The 15,702-nt window shown below is 69.0% G+C and carries 14 protein-coding genes and 1 pseudogene; 5 read left to right on the top strand and 10 right to left on the bottom strand.

What is annotated here, in order from left to right; translation table 11 throughout:
* Positions 1-44: 44 nt before the first annotated feature.
* Complete coding sequence (locus ABT186_RS40690) at positions 45-920, top strand: HAD family hydrolase (RefSeq protein WP_351929380.1); 876 nt, start codon at positions 45-47, stop codon at positions 918-920.
* Between the two features lie 4 nt (positions 921-924).
* Here ABT186_RS40690 and ABT186_RS40685 read toward each other — a convergent pair whose 3' ends face one another.
* From ABT186_RS40685 to ABT186_RS40660, 5 genes are all read right to left on the bottom strand, one after another.
* A complete protein-coding gene (locus ABT186_RS40685; protein ID WP_351233160.1) occupies positions 925-2,355 on the bottom strand; it encodes a gluzincin family metallopeptidase in 1,431 nt (476 codons plus the stop codon).
* A gap of 1,016 nt (positions 2,356-3,371) precedes the next feature.
* Positions 3,372-4,799, bottom strand: a complete 1,428-nt coding sequence (gene rox / locus ABT186_RS40680; RefSeq protein ID WP_351929378.1) for a rifampin monooxygenase — start codon at positions 4,797-4,799, stop codon at positions 3,372-3,374.
* A gap of 688 nt (positions 4,800-5,487) precedes the next feature.
* Positions 5,488-6,030, bottom strand: a complete 543-nt coding sequence (locus ABT186_RS40670; RefSeq protein WP_351929376.1) for a L,D-transpeptidase — start codon at positions 6,028-6,030, stop codon at positions 5,488-5,490.
* A 281-nt stretch (positions 6,031-6,311) separates the two neighbouring features.
* Entirely contained in the window at positions 6,312-6,542 is a 231-nt protein-coding gene (locus ABT186_RS40665) for an MBL fold metallo-hydrolase (protein WP_351237904.1), read from the bottom strand.
* Positions 6,543-6,846: 304 nt separating this feature from the next.
* On the bottom strand, positions 6,847-7,368 hold the full coding sequence (locus tag ABT186_RS40660) for a GNAT family N-acetyltransferase (RefSeq protein ID WP_351929375.1): 522 nt from the start codon (positions 7,366-7,368) through the stop codon (positions 6,847-6,849).
* On the opposite strand from ABT186_RS40660, the gene ABT186_RS40655 reads away from it, so the two are divergent.
* Positions 7,367-7,957 (top strand): helix-turn-helix domain-containing protein, encoded by a 591-nt coding sequence (locus ABT186_RS40655; RefSeq protein ID WP_351929374.1) that lies wholly within the window; start codon positions 7,367-7,369, stop codon positions 7,955-7,957. The genes ABT186_RS40660 and ABT186_RS40655 overlap by 2 nt on opposite strands.
* A complete protein-coding gene (locus ABT186_RS40650; protein ID WP_351929373.1) occupies positions 7,954-9,171 on the top strand; it encodes an MFS transporter in 1,218 nt (405 codons plus the stop codon). The genes ABT186_RS40655 and ABT186_RS40650 overlap by 4 nt, the downstream gene beginning before the upstream one ends.
* 801 nt (positions 9,172-9,972) lie before the next feature.
* Here ABT186_RS40650 and ABT186_RS40645 read toward each other — a convergent pair.
* From ABT186_RS40645 to ABT186_RS40630, 4 genes and pseudogenes are all read right to left on the bottom strand, one after another.
* Positions 9,973-10,335: pseudogene (locus ABT186_RS40645) on the bottom strand (NACHT domain-containing protein); the annotation flags it as partial.
* Entirely contained in the window at positions 10,335-10,826 is a 492-nt protein-coding gene (locus ABT186_RS40640; protein ID WP_351929372.1) for a hypothetical protein, read from the bottom strand. The pseudogene ABT186_RS40645 and the gene ABT186_RS40640, both read right to left, overlap by 1 nt.
* 182 nt (positions 10,827-11,008) lie before the next feature.
* The gene (locus ABT186_RS40635; RefSeq protein ID WP_351929393.1) at positions 11,009-11,596 is read right to left on the bottom strand and encodes an MBL fold metallo-hydrolase; all 588 of its coding nucleotides are present in this window, start codon (positions 11,594-11,596) and stop codon (positions 11,009-11,011) included.
* Between the two features lie 52 nt (positions 11,597-11,648).
* On the bottom strand, positions 11,649-12,536 hold the full coding sequence (locus ABT186_RS40630) for a 4Fe-4S domain-containing protein (RefSeq protein WP_351231353.1): 888 nt from the start codon (positions 12,534-12,536) through the stop codon (positions 11,649-11,651).
* A 579-nt stretch (positions 12,537-13,115) separates the two neighbouring features.
* On the opposite strand from ABT186_RS40630, the gene ABT186_RS40625 reads away from it, so the two are divergent.
* Positions 13,116-13,754 (top strand): hypothetical protein, encoded by a 639-nt coding sequence (locus tag ABT186_RS40625; protein WP_351929370.1) that lies wholly within the window; start codon positions 13,116-13,118, stop codon positions 13,752-13,754.
* 546 nt (positions 13,755-14,300) lie between these two features.
* Here ABT186_RS40625 and ABT186_RS40620 read toward each other — a convergent pair.
* Positions 14,301-14,750, bottom strand: a complete 450-nt coding sequence (locus ABT186_RS40620; protein ID WP_351231357.1) for an Lrp/AsnC family transcriptional regulator — start codon at positions 14,748-14,750, stop codon at positions 14,301-14,303.
* 120 nt (positions 14,751-14,870) lie between these two features.
* On the opposite strand from ABT186_RS40620, the gene ABT186_RS40615 reads away from it, so the two are divergent.
* The gene (locus tag ABT186_RS40615; RefSeq protein ID WP_351231359.1) at positions 14,871-15,566 is read left to right on the top strand and encodes a hypothetical protein; all 696 of its coding nucleotides are present in this window, start codon (positions 14,871-14,873) and stop codon (positions 15,564-15,566) included.
* Positions 15,567-15,702: the final 136 nt, after the last annotated feature.

Genomic DNA, 15,702 nt, shown 5'->3' with positions numbered 1-15,702 from the left:
CGCGGATGCGACTCGAAAGTATTCACCACGGGGAGGTAATTCACATGCCTGTGATTTTCTTCGACATCGGGGCGACTCTGGCGGATGTTCATATGGAACCCGACGGCTCCCTGACACTTCAGCCCCTCCCGCGTGTCATGGCCGTGCTCGACGTCCTACGCGAAGTACGCAAGGGCATCATCTCCAACCCCGGGCCGGCCGACGGCGCCGCCGCGCGGGCAGCGGCCGCGCTTGACGAGGCGTTCCCCCGCTGTTTCACGGACGAGGCACTTGTGCACTGGGGTGCCAAGGACAGTCGCACGATCTTCGACCAGGCGGTCGCGAGCACAGGGGGAGCGGCGGCCGACGACTGTGTCTTCGTGGGTGAGAACGCCCAGGAGCGCGCGTTCGCACGGGAGGCTGGGATGCGTACGGCGTCCCACCCGGTGTTCGCTCTCGCCACGATGGAAAACCGTGCCGTGCTCCGAACGCGGATCGAGCTGCCGGACGGCCTGGGCCTGGCCGAGTTGAATGCGGCCGTGAACGAGACCGAGGCCGTTGTCGTGAAGGTGGTCTCCGAGCAGCTCGCGCTGGGCATGGTGACCACACAGGGTGCTGAAGTGCTTGAGCGCGCCGGTTTCATGGTGGACGTGCAGGGACCGGTCCAGGACATGGCGGCCTCCCCGATCGGGGACGACCGGCCGGTCTCAGCAGCCGAATCGCCGGCGGATACCCCTCGGGATGAAGGTCAGAAGAAGGCCGGCGAAGGCGGAGAGAGCGATGACGCCGAGCGCCGGGCGACCGAGAAATTCATCAGCGACCTGCTGGCGCGGGGCGAGGCGGTGTTCGAGGGTGAGGAGCCGACGCCGAGTACGACGCACGTCATCAAGCGCGAGGACGACGGACGGCTCACCGTCCGTCGTCTGCGCTTCTTCCACTGATTGTTCAGTCGAAGCACCGCCGGACCAGGGCAAGACCCTCGCCGGTCGCGCTCCGCGTGATCTCGTGGGTCTTGAGCCGCGCGGGGTTGTCGTCGACGAACGCCGCGTCGGTGCGGTGCTCTTCGGGCACGTGGACCCGGCCGCGGCGGAAGAGGTCCTCAAGGTACGACGTGGCGACCAGCTCGGGGTCGGCAGGCCGCACCGAGCCGCCGACGGGGTCGGAGCCCGCAATGCCGAAGCGTCGTTCCTGCGCCGGGGCGGAGAGGGTGAGCGGCTGGGTGATGCCGTACGTCGCCCCCTGGATCGTGACGGCTGTCAGGCCTTGATCGTCACCACCGCCCGGCGTCGCCTCGGCGAATCCGGCGCCTCGGCGTGCCACCTCCGGCTCGGTGATGGATGCGGCGGCCTCCAGGGAGAGGATGCCGTGGCGGATGAACGCCGAGCGCAGGCACAGACCGTACGTGCCGCCGTTCCGGCGCTGGTCCGCGGCGATCATGTGACCCGCGACCTGCGCGTAATAGGCGGACACCACTGGTGCGGCCACGACGGCATCCACCAGCAGCTGTCCCGCGATCTCGGCCGCCCTGGCCAGACCGGCCTGGTCCTGCAGGTCCTGCTGCCGGAAGATCCCGGCGACGATCTTCAGGAACGCGCCGCTGAACACCCGGGAGAACGAGTGCGGCTCGCTGGAGAGCGCGTTGGCGGGTCCGTTCGGCGGCAACTGCACCGGGTCGCGATAGAAGAAGCTGTTCGCCAGGTTGCGCAGGCAGTCCGGGTCGACCGCGTTCGGGTGGCCCTGGCGGATGGCCCAGCCCAGTTGCTCGGCCATCCTCGACACCCGCGAGGACGCTTCGAGGTCGCCCTGCGTCTCGGCCAGTACGGCGATCCGCAGCGATTCCAGCTGCAGTGAGCTCAGAAGGGCGCTGATGTCGCCGAACGCTTCGTGCAGGGCTGCCGTCTCCGCGCTCGCCGCGTTGAACAGCTGAGGGCGCAGGGCGTCGAGGATCGCATGTCCCGTCTCGTGTTCGACGACCTCGTTGCTCTCGCATGCGGCGACGGTGACGCCTGCCACTGTGCGGCGGAAGAACCAAAGGCCTCTGCGGTCGTAGAAGGCGTTGAGGTCGTCTCCTGCGTTGAGGTGCGCGGTGAGCGCGCGTCCGACCTGCGGGTGCCACTGGGTTCCGGCCGGAACCAGCGGACCCCAGGTCTGGCTGGCCCTGCTGAGCGAGTCGGCCGCCACCCAGTAGCGAAATGCCTCGGTGCCGGGCCCGGCACTGTCCGGCTGCGGCATGGCTTCCGCGATGGCCGTTGGGAAGGGCTGTGTGTCGAGCTGTGGAATGGGGTGCGGTACGGGCATGTTGACCTGCGGAGGAAATCCGGGGTCGTCCTCGTATACCAGAACCGTCGGGGTAGCTTGCTGTTGGTGCACCGTCACGGCGCCTCCCTGAAGGGGAGAGAATGCGGATGATGGAACCCCCCACAGGGAATGTCTGATCAAAAGTCCCTCATGTTCAGTACGAAGCCCCGGTAGCCCGGTGTCAATCCGAACATGAGCAGGTGGGGCCGCCTCCGGCCGGCGGTGGCAGCAGGCGAGCGGGCGGTCGCTCTTGGCCCGTGGCCGGTGCGCATGTGCCACCAGACCCGGCGACAGGACGGCGGCCAGACGGGTGACCGTGAAAGCGGCAACCACGGTGAAGCCAGTCTGGGCAGCCCGCCTACTCGGGTGTGCTCCCAGGCACGGCAGGGCGAAAGGATCAGGAGGAAGGTCTCGAGGCCCGCCTCGCACCGGGCCCGTTACGCTGACGCCAGCGGTAATGAGCGGGAATTCGGCGCTTCCCCTTCTGGCCACCGCCTTCCGCCTTCTTCTCTCTGCCTCGCGTCGAGGTTCGGCAGAAGCACCGGCTCCAGTCGGACCCGCTGCTGATCGGCGAGATACCGCTCGAGCTCAGGTGGCCGGTAGTTGGTGTCCCTGTCGTAGCGCTCCTCGGTCGGCACCGCCAGGAACTCGCTTCCGTCGAGTCGGCCCTTGTCGTCCGCCGCGCGTCCGAGGGGCCGGTGCAGCGGCTTGGCCAGTCGGTACAGTGCCGTCCGCGAGGGGTGCAACCTGCCCAAGGCGACCTTGCCTACGCGCAGGACGCCGTCGCCCGCATCCACGCACGCCTGGGCTTCCGTTCCGCCGGCACCACCCTTCTGATCGCCAACCAGCCGACACGGTCGTAACGTCCCGGTCCGGGCGCGCACCCGGGCTCCCACCGAAAGGCCCCCGGCGTTGCCGAATCCCGGTACTGGCACAGATCTTGGGGAGGGGGCGCGGGCGGGCACTGAAGCAGGATCGTCGTGCGGAGTAGTTCGAATCCGGCGTGTCGGGGCTCGAGCCGGCAGGGTACGGCACCGGACCGGGCCGAACTCGGCCGGAGACAGGTCCTGTCCGCCCGAGCCCCAACTGCGGGCTCAGCTGTCAGCAGCGCCGAACCACTTGGGCAGCCGGCCGAGGAGTTCCTGCTGGTCGTCACCGGCCCATGCCACGTGGCCGTCCGGCCGGAGCAGTACCGCAGGCACGTCCAGTTCCTCGCTGACGTCGACCAAGTGGTCGACCCGATCCGCCCAGCCCGCCACCGAAAGCCGACCGGTTTGGTCGAGCAGCAGCCCGCGGCCGCCGCGCATCAGCTCGTAGAGACGCCCCCGCTTCAGCCCAACGTCCCGCAACCGGCGGCCGAGCAGTTCATGGCCCTCGCCGAAGTCGTAGCGGATCCCGATCGCGATGATCTTCTCGATCAGGTACCGGTTCACCTCTTCGAAGTCCATCAGTTCCGACATCAGCCGGCGCACTGCCTGGGGACCCGGCTCGGTGGACGTCAGCTCCATCTGCGCGCGGCTGTTGTTCAGTACGTCGGCGGCCACCGGGTGCCGTTCGGTGTGGTAGCTGTCCAGCAGCCCCTCCGGGGCCCAGCCGACCACCTCGGCGGCCAGTTTCCAGCCGAGGTTGAACGCGTCCTGGAGGCCGAGGTTGAGCCCCTGCCCGCCGATCGGCGGGTGGATGTGCGCCGCGTCGCCGGCCAGCAGCACCCGGCCGACGCGGTAGCGCTCGGCCTGCCGGGTGGCGTCGCCGAAACGGGAGAGCCAGCGCGGTGAGTGCACGCCGAAGTCGGTGCCGGCGAACTCCCGCAGCTGCTGCTTGAACTCCTCGAGGGCGGGCGGGACCGAGCGGTCCTCGGCCAACCCCTCGGCGGGCACGACGACGCGGTACAACCCGTCCCCGACAGGCCCGACACCGAAACGCTTCCGGGTCTTGCGGACTTCGGCCACTACGGCGGCCAGCGTCTCCGGTGGCACGGCCACCTCCATCTCGCCCAGCAGCGTCTCGGTGCTGGCGGGCTCGCCGGGGAAGCCGACGCCGAGCAGCTTGCGCACCGTGCTGCGGCCGCCGTCGCAGCCGACGAGGTAGCGCGAGCGCAGTCGCGTGCCGTCGGCCAGTTCGACGGTCACCCCGTGGTCGTCCTGGCTCAGCCCGACCAGTTCGCAGCCGCGCCGGATCTCGGCGCCGAGTTCGGTGGCATGCTCGGCCAGCAGGCGATCGGTGGTGGGCTGCGGGATGCCGAGGACGTAGGGATGCGTGGTGTCCAGCCGGTCGGGCGAGGGCTTGTCGATGGCGGCGAAGAAACCGCGGAGCGGGTACTTCCGACCGTGCGCGAGGAACCGCTCCAGCAGACCGCGCTGGTCCATCACCTCGATGCTGCGCACGTGCAGGCCGAGCGCGCGGACCACCCTGGTCGGCTTCGCCTCCTTCTCCAGAACGAGCGCATGCACGCCGTGCAGCCGCAACTCGCCGGCGAGCATCAATCCGGTCGGTCCGCCGCCGACAACGATCACGTCGATCATCAAAGCCCCCCATTCAACAAGGTTGCATTTCGGCCAGCTGCTCCGCGCAGCCCGGTGGCGCGGACACCCGCACCTCCGCGCCGAGTGCCCGTAACCGCACCGCGAGTTCCACGGGCGGTTCGACGTCCGGAGACCCATGTGTCGTCAAAGAAGCGCGTACTTCGCGAATCCCTGATTTCCGCAGGTTCTGGCTTCGGCCGGAGATTCTGCAGCACGACCCGGGCCTTGCCGCAAGGCCCCCGGTGCGCTATATCTTGAGAGTGGCAAGGAGTGGGTGACCTCCTTGCTTTTGCTTTTGCCGTCTGCTGTGCACAGACAAGCTCCTCACGAAGGGGTTCGGCCGCGCAACGGCGATGCCGTCCCCGGCCGAACACACCTTGGACTCATCCCTTCTCGGTGTCGGCGGTGGCCGGGTCGCGCAGGGCACCGGGAACTCATCGGCATCCGCACACTGCGATCCGCGGCGTTCACGGCGCTGTCCGGCATATGGTCTCGGACGCACCGGCCTGCCCGACAGGGCGGGGCGCCTGGCCCTGCTGAGCCCGGGGGAGGCTCATGGTCTGCTGGAGATGCTGCTGACGGTCGCCTCGGAAAGAGGACCGGTGTCCGCGGAGGCACGCGGGAGGGCGCGGATATCGCCGCCGCATGCCCTCGAAGAACGGACCGTTGGTGCTGAGGCGCGGGGGCGCTATGGGCCGCTCGGGCGGCCGGCGAGGCCACCGGTGTTCTTGACGATCACTGTGTCGCCGGTCCGGCTGAAATCGTAGAAGCGGTGGGCGTCCGTCGTGCTCAGGTGGATGCAGCCGTGGGAGGTGTCGGCCCGGCCGATGGCGTGGTCCCAGGGCGCCGCGTGGACGAACACGCCGGAGTTGGTCAGGCGCACCGCCCAGTGGACCGTGAGGACGTAGTAGTTGGGATTGCGTGGATTGCACGTGATGTGCGCGCTGCACGAGGTCATCGTGATGACGGCGTCCTTGCCCAGTACATGGAAGGTTCCGGACGGCGTACGGAAGCCGGGCTTTCCGAAGCCTGCGGTGAAGGTCATCACCGTCCGGCCGTGATCCGTGACGGTCATCCGGTGGGTAGCCGCGTCGATCGTCGAAACGTGGCCCGCGGAGGCCGCCCGGGCGGGGCCGGCGCCAAGCGTCAGGACGGACGCCAGGGTGGCGGCCAGTACGAGCCGGGCGGTGTCACGAAGGTGTGGGCGTGAGACTTGGCGTTGGCGGGACACTTCTGATCACCATCGCTCTCTGCACAGACCAGAATATTCTGTCTCCTTGCTCGCATCGAGGCGGCTTCGTCCTGTCTCTGCGGGTTTTTGTCGACTGAGTGCGGATGGTTGGCCGGCCCTGTGATCTTCCTGCTGCCGTGGGGGTGTCGCCTGCAAGGGGCAGGGGCAGGGGCAGGGGCAGGGCAGGGGCAGGTGCAGGCGGCTCACGGCCCCGGTCTCGCTTCGGCCGGGGGCTGAGGGCCGGGACCGGCTCGGTGAACCACATGTCCGGAGGCACATCCTCAGTGCCATGCCGCCCACTCCTTCACGGCGAACCCGTCGCCGGCGCGTCGCACCTCGGCTGCGCCCGGCCCGGGGAAATGCGCGGGGAACGGCAGGGCGCCCCGGTCCGCGGCCTTGCCCAGTACCCGGCGTCGGCTGTTCCGTGCGCAGGGCTCGTCCTCGTCGACGCTGGGGCAGTCGTCCGGCTCCACGATCTGCAGTGGGTTGTGCAGCAGATCACCGGCGAACACTGCCCGCTCGGTACCCGACCGCAGCCATACGCGTGATGGTGTCCATGTCCCCAGCCTGCGCCGGATGACTCCGGCGCCATCGGTCGCGGGATTGCGCCGCAATGCATTGTTGCGTTGCCGAGCGGAGGTGGCTCAGCCGTCAGTCGGGCACCACGTCCGAGGTCCGTCGTCTGCGCGGTGCAGCGGAAGTCGGTGAGTTGAACAGCAGGACCGGACGCGACCTTCACCACGACGTCGCCCCCGGCGGGCGTGCAGGAGTTGCCGGCGACGAATATCCGTCCCCTTCGGCTTCGGTCCCGGCGGTTCAGGTGAGGGGCAGCCGCATGATCGTCAGGTCGAGCCGGCGGCCGAACTTGATCCCGACCTCCCGCACCGTTCCGACGTGGTGGAACCCGCACCGTTCGTGCAGCCGGATCGATGCGGCGTTCTCGGCCTCGATGTCGGCGATCATGACGTGATGGCCGGCCTCGCGCGCCGACCCGATGAGGGCGTTGAGCAGCGCGGAGCCGATACCGAGCCCGTGCCGGCCTTCGCGGACGTAGACCGAGTCCTCCACCGTGTGGCGGTACCCGTCCAGTTCCCGCCACGGGCCGTAGACCGCGAACCCGGCCACCTCGCCCTCCACATCGGCCACGAATGCCGATTCGCGCTCCAGGTGGGCTGCCAACCAGGCGGCCCCCTCGGCCGGGGACTGCGGGGTCTGCGTCCACAGGGCCGTCGACTGCTCGATCGCATGGTTGCGGATCGCGCAGATGGCCTCCGCGTCACCCGGCAGTGCGCGGCGTACGGTCACAGTCACCCAGTTTCTTTCGTATATTGGATTCATGTCCAACATAGTAGACCCCCTGGTGGGGCAGATCGCTGCCCGAGTCCGCACCGAACGGGAACGCCGTCGATGGACCCTGGCCCAGCTCGCGGATGCCTCCGGGGTGTCCCAGGCCATGATCAGCAGGATCGAGCGTGGCGAGAGCAGCGCCACCGCCGTCGTTCTCGGCAAGCTGTCGGCCGCATTCCAGCTCAGCATCGCCTCCTTGCTCGCCCTCGCCGAAGGGGTGCAGGACGACACGGAGGCGGTGGCAGGCGTGCGCCGCCGGGCCGAGACGGCCGAGTGGCGGGACCCCGGCACCGGCTACCGGCGCCGCCAGATCACCGGCCCTCACTTCCCCGCGGAGGTCGCCGAGATCCGCCTGCCCGCCGGTGCCCAAGTGCCGTATCCGGCCGCCGCCTTCGCCTTCATACGACAGATCGTCTGGGTCCTCGACGGCCACCTGACCTTCCACGACGGCGATACGGTCCATGAACTCGACGCGGGCGACACCATCGAACTCGGCGAGCCCGCCGAGCGTGTCTTCGCCAACACCACCGACGGGGAGTGCCGCTACGCCGTCATCCTCACCCGCGGCGCACAACCATGACCCGTCCCCTTCCTCGAAGCGGCACGTTCCTGCTGGCCTGCATAGCCGGGACGGCGATCGCGAACAACTACGCCATCCAGCCCGCGCTCACGACGGTCGCCGCCGGACTCGGCGTTCCCCACTCCGTGATCGGCCTCGTGCCGACCGCCGCGCTCGCCGGCTGCATGACCGGCTTCGCCCTCCTGCTTCCCCTCGCCGACCGGCTCGCCCCCAACCGCCTCGTGGCCGCACAGCTCACCGCCCTGGCCGCCGCCCTCGCCCTCGCCTCGGCCGCACCCGGCGCGGGCGCGCTCCTGGCCGCCTACCTGCTCATCGGCGCGGCCGCCAGTGTCGCGGCCCAGGCCAGCAGCATCGCGGGAAGGCATGCCCCAGCCGGGCACCGCGCGACCGGCGTCGCCACGGTGGCCGCCGGGATGTCGGCCGGCATCCTGCTCAGTCGCCTGGCTGGTGGAACTCTCACCGACATCCTCGGCTGGCGACGGATGCTCCTCGTCTTCGCCGCCCTCGCCCTGATCGGCGCGATCGCCGCCGCCATGCTCCTGCCCCGGCAGCGCCCGCACTCCGGCCACAGCTACCGCGCCGCCCTAGTCTCACTTCCCCCGCTGCTGCGCGAGCTCCCGCAGCTGCGATGGGCGGTAGTCGTCGGCGGGCTGTGGTACTTCGCCTTCAACCTGATCTGGGTCGCTCTCGCGCTGGCCCTGGCCGAACCGCCCCACTCCCTCGATCCGACTGCCATCGGTCTGTACAGCCTGGCCGGACTCCTCGGCTTCGCGGCGCTCCCGCTCACCGGACGTCTCACCGACCGGCACACCCCGGCCACGATGATCACCATCTGTATGCTGGCCGCCGCAGCCGGAACCATCCTGCTGGCAACGGGTCTGAACACCCCGCCGACCATCGCCCTCGGCCTCGCCGCTGTCGACGCCGGCTGTTTCGCAGCCCAAGCCGCCAACATGAGCCGCGTCATCGCTCTCGACCCGCAACGCTCCGGCAGTCTCTCCAGCGTCTACCTGGTGCTGTACTTCACGGTCGGCGCCATCGGCACCGCTCTCGCCGCGCCCTTGCTCAACACCCTCGGCTGGCAGGGCACCACCCTCACCGCCCTTGCCGCACTGCTCCTTGCCGCCCCACTCGGACACACCGGCAGTTGGCAAACCCGCAGCAAGCCGCCCCACGGCACAGGCCGCCGTCTCGTCCCGCCTTCGCGGCCATGATCCCCACGGAACGCAAGCGCGGACGAACGGGGTGCCCTTCATGCAGAAGACGCCGTAGCCCAGCTCTGGGGCAGCGGAGGTCTTCACGGCGTTGATCGCGGCGAACACACCGTTCACAACTATCCCGATGCCGATGAACCGAACGGTGCGCCAGCCCCTGAACTGACGCCAGTTCGGCCGCCGAGGTGCCCGTACATCAGATGATGCCGCGATGAGCGCCCCATCCAGGGTTGCTGCTGCGGCAACGCCGGTCAGCGAGGAGGGAACGCGGAGCATCACCGCGGGTACGACACAGGCCAGGAGAAAGAGACTGGTGGTGAGGGCGGCATCCACGATGCGTACCCGCCGCGCACCTGCAAGGGGCCAGAGGCGGTGAAGGATCAGGTCGGTTGCAGGCCAACCGCTTGTTCCTGCTGCAGCGTTGCCCGATGCCAAGCCGGGATCTTGCGCGGCGAGGTGAGTGGCGAGGTAGTGGAGCCAGCGGTGGACCTCTTCGGGGGCGTAACCGAGGTGCGGCCGGCGTTTTGTGGCGGAAGGGATGTAGCGAACGAGAAGGTACTGGTCGAGGCCGGCCGGGGTGGGGTGGGAGAGAAGCTCAGCCGGATCGCCGTCATCGGCGTAGACAGTGGCGGCGAGGCAGAGTCTCCAGGGAGTGCTGAGGGTGCGGCTGAGGACACCATGCGGGTAGCTGCGGAGGGTGTCGAGGAGCGGTTGCCATCGGGTGAGGTCGGTGGTGCGGGCAGCGAGATAGCTCTGGGCGTCGGTGGCGTCGACGGGTTCGATGGCGATATGGGCGGCCTTGACCAGGCGTATGTACTGGTCAAGAACGTTGTAGTGGCGAGTTCGGCAAGTGAGGACGAGCGGTGCGGCATTGCGGCCGTGCTGATAGTGGTTGAGGGCTTGGAGAGCGGCTCGTGCCCGGAGGGCTGTGGGGTCGGGGTTGCCGTCGGGAAGAGTGGGGTCCATCTCGTCCAGACCATCGAGTACGGGCAGGACCAGGCGATGCCGCACCAGTTGGGCCGCCATGGTTCTCGGCCACTGGTAGGCGCGGATCAGATACGCGGTGAGGTACTCGTCCAAGGCGATGGTGGTGTCCCATTCGGCGAGTGACAGGCGTACAGGTACCGGGTCGTCGGGCTCGCGCTCCTCGATCAGTGCCAGCATCAGCTCCATGGCCAGGGTGGTCTTGCCGGCGCCGGCCTCTCCGGTGACACCAGCCTGCGCGGCCGGGTGCTGCGGTAGTACGTGGCGATGTCCAGCATCGAGGCAGCGGCATCGCCGTTGAGCAGGTGACCGCTGCCGGCCGGCGTCTGTGCGGGGCGCGGGCCACCGACCAGGGTGTATGTCAGATTGATGCGTTCGGTGTCATTACCCAGCAGCAGGTGCAGTTGCTCCCCCTCTGCTGCGCGGATCTGGGCGGCCAGCGTTGCGGCCGCCGCCCGTGCCTGGTCGGCCAAGTCAGTGGCCACCGGCTTCCGCAGGCCCAGCACCACAGCGAGTACGCCCAGAGGCACACCGATTACCGCTGCCACGTCCGCCGGCCCCAACCCGCCGCGGGCAAGGTGGAACCCGCTCCACACCAAGCTCGCCACCACCGCCGCGGCACCTGCCGCCACCATCGCGTGGCGTCGCCCACGCCCCCCGAAACCGGCCATTTCTCCAGCGTGACACTCATATCCTTACGAAATAGGTACCCGGAGTGACCATCGTCGAGTCACGAGATTCCGGGCCGTGGTGGCAACTTCACGATCACAACAGGGCGACGTCGTCGGCCACACCGGACCGGCCGTGCGGCCATGGGCACTCGCGGTCAGCATCCCCGACGGACGTATCGCGCTCACAGTTGCCCAAGTTCCAGACCCGCTTCGCCCGCGTTGCGCGCCGGATCCAGGCCACCACAGGCACCAATTGCACCGTGGCGCTGCGTCTGCTCACACCTGACCACAGGGAACTGGTTCTTGCCGGTGAGCTGCGTACGGAAGGACTCGTCAATGCTGCGGGCGGCGGGCTCGGCGGCGAAGGTGGCCGGCCCGTCGCCAAGACGGTGGGCGTGGAACACTGCGTCGCCGGCCAGCACCGTGCGGGTAGGTTCGTGCAGCAGCGCAATGTGGCCGGGGGAGTGGCCCGGCGTGTGATTGACGCGCAGCCCGCCGGAACCGGAGTTGAGTTCGCCGTCTTCGACCGTCGCATCGGGTTTGAACGGCGTCCAATGCGCGGCCGGGAGCTGGTCGAACCGCCGGGCCGCCGGGCTGGACCGGCCGTCCGCCGGCCCCCGTCCGTCGGCCGGCCACGCGGCGTCGGCGGTATGGATCAGGACGCGGGCGCCGGTGTGCTCGCGCAGCGCGGGCGCGCCCTGCTCGTGGGGGTGCGCATGGGTGGGCACGATCCGGTTCAGGTCGGCAAGGTCTCCGCCCAACTCGGCGATTGTGCTCAGCAGCAGGGCGCAGGGGGATCTCCTCGCTGGGGAGCGGGATGAGTCACCAGCGCAGGGCGGTGAAGTCGATCGGGCGGGGTGAGAGTTCTGCGGTGCGGGCGGCCAGGTCGTGCATCCGGCGGGCGAACTCGTCGGCAGGCAGCTGCTTGCGGTCGCCGTGGCCGGGCAGCAGCCATTCGAAGCGCACCCGCGGTGCCGTACGGGCCAGCGATGTTGCCAGTTCGGTGATGGAGTACCAGGTGACCGACTCGGCGACGGCGATGTCGCCGTCAGTCCGGGACCAGTAGAAACTGTCACCGCTGAAGCAGTAGGCCTCGTCGGCGAGATACAGCACGCTGCCTTCGGTGTGCCCGGGCAGCGGGTGCGCGGTCATACCGTCGGCGATCTCGATCGGCTCGGTGCCCCGGAGAATGCCGTCGGCGTCCGGCGCGGCGGCCAGGTCTTTTTCGTGGATCCACAGGCGGGCGCCGAACCGGTCGGCGTATTCGCGGCCGTGAGCGGCGTGGTCGCGATGCGTGAGCAGCACATCGGTGATCGGGCCGAGGGCAGCGTATTTCGTGGCCAGGGTGGAACTCCATCGCGGCGTGTCGATCATCATCAGGTTTCCGGCCGGCCGGCGCAGCAGGTAGGAGTTCGCGCCGGCGGTGTGCGGCGAGTTGTGCCCGCACAGGTGTACTTGCTCGGCAAGGCGTAGCGGGAAGGGATCAAGTGCCGGGTGCGGTCCGCGCGCGCCGTGCCGGATCGATCGGGTGTGGCACGCGAATGCCGCAGCGTACAGCGTCTGTTCCTCGGCCTCGGTGCGCGGCTGGCGGATGACCGAGGAGCGGCCGGCGACCTCGGCGACCAGTTCCGGCGCGAGCTGCCGGGCGACGTCGCAGTTGGTGCAGCGACGATCGACGCGCCAAGTGGCCTCGGCCGAGTGCTCGTTCATGGCGTGGTCCCTCCGTGCAGGCTGACGACGATTGCGCCAATTGAATATCACGCGCCCCGCGGGAGAACCAATCACGAAATGATATTGACTTTACCGGAAATCGCTGTTCTCTGGTGCCTCTCTAATGTGTGGTTGACAATTTTGGAAATAGTGCTCTGGCGGGGTGGCGCACTCGGCTGCTGTCTGCAGGTAAAGGGCATTGTCGTGATGCGTTGATGCTTCGGTCGTAGACGGTCATCTTGCTGGGCAGGGCCGGTGCGGCGACAGCAGCGGCCACCGTTGATCATCGTGAATTGTGTCGACCAACGAAGATCAGGCGGTGGCCGCAGTCGCAGCGTGGTACCAGTCCGGTGGCGGTGATGTTCGCTCAGCTGATGGGTCGCTTCGCGGTCGCTTCTCGGGCCGCTTCGCGATAGTCGAACCCCGATGCCACGCAATGGCGTTGCTCCCGCGTCGCACGGGCGGCGGCAACACCAGGCACGCGCCTGTGACTCTCACTGTCGGCGGCAAGCGGCCCTGCCTCGGGGGCGTACGTAATTTCGCTGGCCTTCTCCGGAAGCTCCCCTGTACACCCGTCGCATGGGGATATGGACCGACGCCTTCACCGCGCCCGCTGAGCCGGCCTTGCTGCCTTGCGAAGAGTTCGGGCAACTTGTTGTCGACCTGGCGCGTGAGCGTGTGGTCTGCACGCCCTGGGCGCTGCTGGCGGGGGAGCTGTGTGTCAACGCGAGTCTGAACTGGGAGAGCGTCAGCGGGCAGGCCCGCTGGGACGACCCTGACATCGGCACCGTTCTGTGCTCCGACGAACGCCCCGAGGGCCTGCGGGACAACGACCCGCCTCCGTGGGGCGACTCGTACGAGCGCGCCCGTGTGCTCGCCCGCGGCGACGCCATTCTCGACGCGCTGCCGGCCCTGCGGCAGGCACCGTACGGGGAAGAGGACGTCGCGGTCGTCTTCCACCACCTCGACTTCACCAACCGGGCGATCGTCGATTACCTCCAATTCGAGGACGAGCGCACGATGCTCGTCGCCTTCGCTCTGGCCCGCCCCCAGAACCGGCCCCGGTCCACGAACGACGGCTGGGCCCCCCGGCGGACCGGTGCACCCGGTGCGCACGTGCCTGGTACACACCTTCAAACTCGCGATGGAGGACGGCCCGCTTCCGCCCCTCGTGTCCATCGCCACCCGGCACTTCGGCCCGGATCTGGTAAACGGTGAGACCTGGGGATGATCAGCGACTCGAGTCTGGTCAACCATCCGGCCTGCGTCGCGCGTGCCCAGGTTGGCGGGGCGAGTCCGAAGTGGAGCTGTCGGTCGCTTCAGTCGCTTCGGTCGCTGTTCCGGGTACGACGCCATCCTCGACCTGCTCGTCTTCCCCTGGAGGTGGGCAGCGACCGAGGTCCGCTCAGTCGCTGCGACGGCCGTTCAGTCGCTGGGGGCAGCCTGGCGATCGCATCGTCGACACGGCGTCAGAGTTGCCTTGCATGTGCTCCACGCCCTCGCCGGCCACTTTCGTTGCTCTGTGTCCGTCGTTGAGTCGCTTCGGTCGCTGAAAGGCGGCTGCCGCTTGCCACCGCCCGGTGGTGCGTGCCGGGGCTCGCCGGAGTACCCCCTTGCTCCTGGCCGCAAGTCCCAGCTGCGAACTGCACGGACTGCCGCACAACCCTGCACACCCCCGCCTTTCAAAGCGCATCTCAGCGCACGGTGCTGCGCGCCATCACCAGCCCCGAGGCGTCAGCCACTGCACTGCTGACATGACCCTCGTCAGGGTTCCAGGACGCGGCCCGGCCCCAGCGGCACCTCGTGCAGGAGGAGCCGACTGCGCAACTCCCGCACCCCGAGGTCGGCCTTGAGCCGGTCGATGACCGTTTCGAACTCGCGGGCGTCGATGCAGGCCAGGCGCAGCTGGTAGTCGTAGTCCCCGGTCAGTCGCATCGCGCCGACGACCTGCGGCACTTGATGCAGCTGCGTCTCGAAGGCCTTGCGGTCCTCGCCCTCGCGCAGGCGGACGTCGCTGAGCAACTCCATCCCGCGCCCGAACGCCGCCAGATTCAGGTCGGCCCGATACCCGCGGACGATTCCAGAAGCCTGCAGCCGGCGTACGCGGTCGGCGACAGTGTTGGCCGACAGCCGGACCTGACGACCCAGCTCCTGGTAGGTCGCCCGGCCGTCGGCAAGGAGGATCGTGAGGATCTGCCGATCGATGCGGTCCATGACCCCATGCTACAAATACTCGGCTGAACAATGATACGGCCGAGCTTTCCGCGGTGACAGACCCCCAAGGGCCGAGAAGTCCGAGCCAAAATCGGCGATGTCGGTGCCAGGCTCGCAGGCATGGACATCCTGCTCCTCCGGACCGCCCTTGCCCCCTCCCTCGTGCTGCTCGTCTCCGTCGTCGCCCGGCGTTCGGGCCCGCGCCTGGGCGGGCTCCTGCTGGGCGCGCCCACGACGTCGGGTCCGTTTCTGGCGCTCATGTGGCTGGACGGCGGGACCGAGGCGGCCGCGCGCGCCGCGCACGGCAACGTCGCGGCTCAGCTGGTCGTCGTGTCCTTCTGCCTCGCCTACGGGCGGCTCGCGCCCGCCCTGCGTCCGGCGCGGACGCTGACGGCGGCCCTGGCCTGCGCGGCCGGAGCCGGTCTGGTCGCGACGGTGTGCGCGAACGTCTGGCTCACGGCGGCCGTGGCCCTGGCCGTGATCTTCGCCGGTCTGCGGACCTGGCCCGCCCCGGCGCACACGGACCGGCTGCCGGACCGCGCCCGGAGCTGGGAGATCCCGGTGAGGATGACGGTATCGGCCACGACGGTCCTGCTCGCCGTGAATGCCGCGGACGCCCTCGGCTCCTTCACGGGCGGCATCCTCTCCGCGCTTCCGGTGCTGCTGGCCGTGATGGCCCCCTCGACACACCGCTCGACCGGTGCGGAGGCCGCCGCCGCGATGATGCGCGCCGCACTGACCGTCGCACCGGCAACCCTCACCTTCCTGCTGGTGCTCTATTTCGCCCTCGCCGCTTCCGGGATGCCGAATTACTAAAGGTTGTCCCCGTAAGGGCTGGTGCAGCGAGGATGCCCTAGCCTCGATCTTGCGTGAGGGTCCGTCAGCTTGCTGACGGACCCTTTCGGCTCATTCGGGGGCGGTCATTTCTGCAGGTGGGCAGGCTGGTGGCCCG

Origin of the sequence: Streptomyces sp. NPDC001634 (assembly GCF_040298185.1) — a bacterium.
In the GTDB taxonomy this organism is placed as follows: Bacteria; Actinomycetota; Actinomycetes; order Streptomycetales; family Streptomycetaceae; genus Streptomyces.
The sequence above is the reverse complement of the archived record's forward strand: the minus strand, read 5'-3'. Positions and strand labels throughout refer to the sequence as shown.

Coding starts and splice junctions, on each gene's coding strand:
- ABT186_RS40655 (WP_351929374.1), top strand. CDS start 7,367: ATGTCCAACATAGTAGACCCCCTGGTGGGGCAGATCGCTGCCCGAGTC.
- ABT186_RS40625 (WP_351929370.1), top strand. CDS start 13,116: ATGGGGATATGGACCGACGCCTTCACCGCGCCCGCTGAGCCGGCCTTG.
- ABT186_RS40650 (WP_351929373.1), top strand. CDS start 7,954: ATGACCCGTCCCCTTCCTCGAAGCGGCACGTTCCTGCTGGCCTGCATA.
- ABT186_RS40690 (WP_351929380.1), top strand. CDS start 45: ATGCCTGTGATTTTCTTCGACATCGGGGCGACTCTGGCGGATGTTCAT.
- rox (WP_351929378.1), bottom strand. CDS start 4,799: ATGATCGACGTGATCGTTGTCGGCGGCGGACCGACCGGATTGATGCTC.
- ABT186_RS40615 (WP_351231359.1), top strand. CDS start 14,871: ATGGACATCCTGCTCCTCCGGACCGCCCTTGCCCCCTCCCTCGTGCTG.
- ABT186_RS40620 (WP_351231357.1), bottom strand. CDS start 14,750: ATGGACCGCATCGATCGGCAGATCCTCACGATCCTCCTTGCCGACGGC.
- ABT186_RS40660 (WP_351929375.1), bottom strand. CDS start 7,368: ATGAATCCAATATACGAAAGAAACTGGGTGACTGTGACCGTACGCCGC.
- ABT186_RS40630 (WP_351231353.1), bottom strand. CDS start 12,536: ATGAACGAGCACTCGGCCGAGGCCACTTGGCGCGTCGATCGTCGCTGC.
- ABT186_RS40640 (WP_351929372.1), bottom strand. CDS start 10,826: ATGGCCGGTTTCGGGGGGCGTGGGCGACGCCACGCGATGGTGGCGGCA.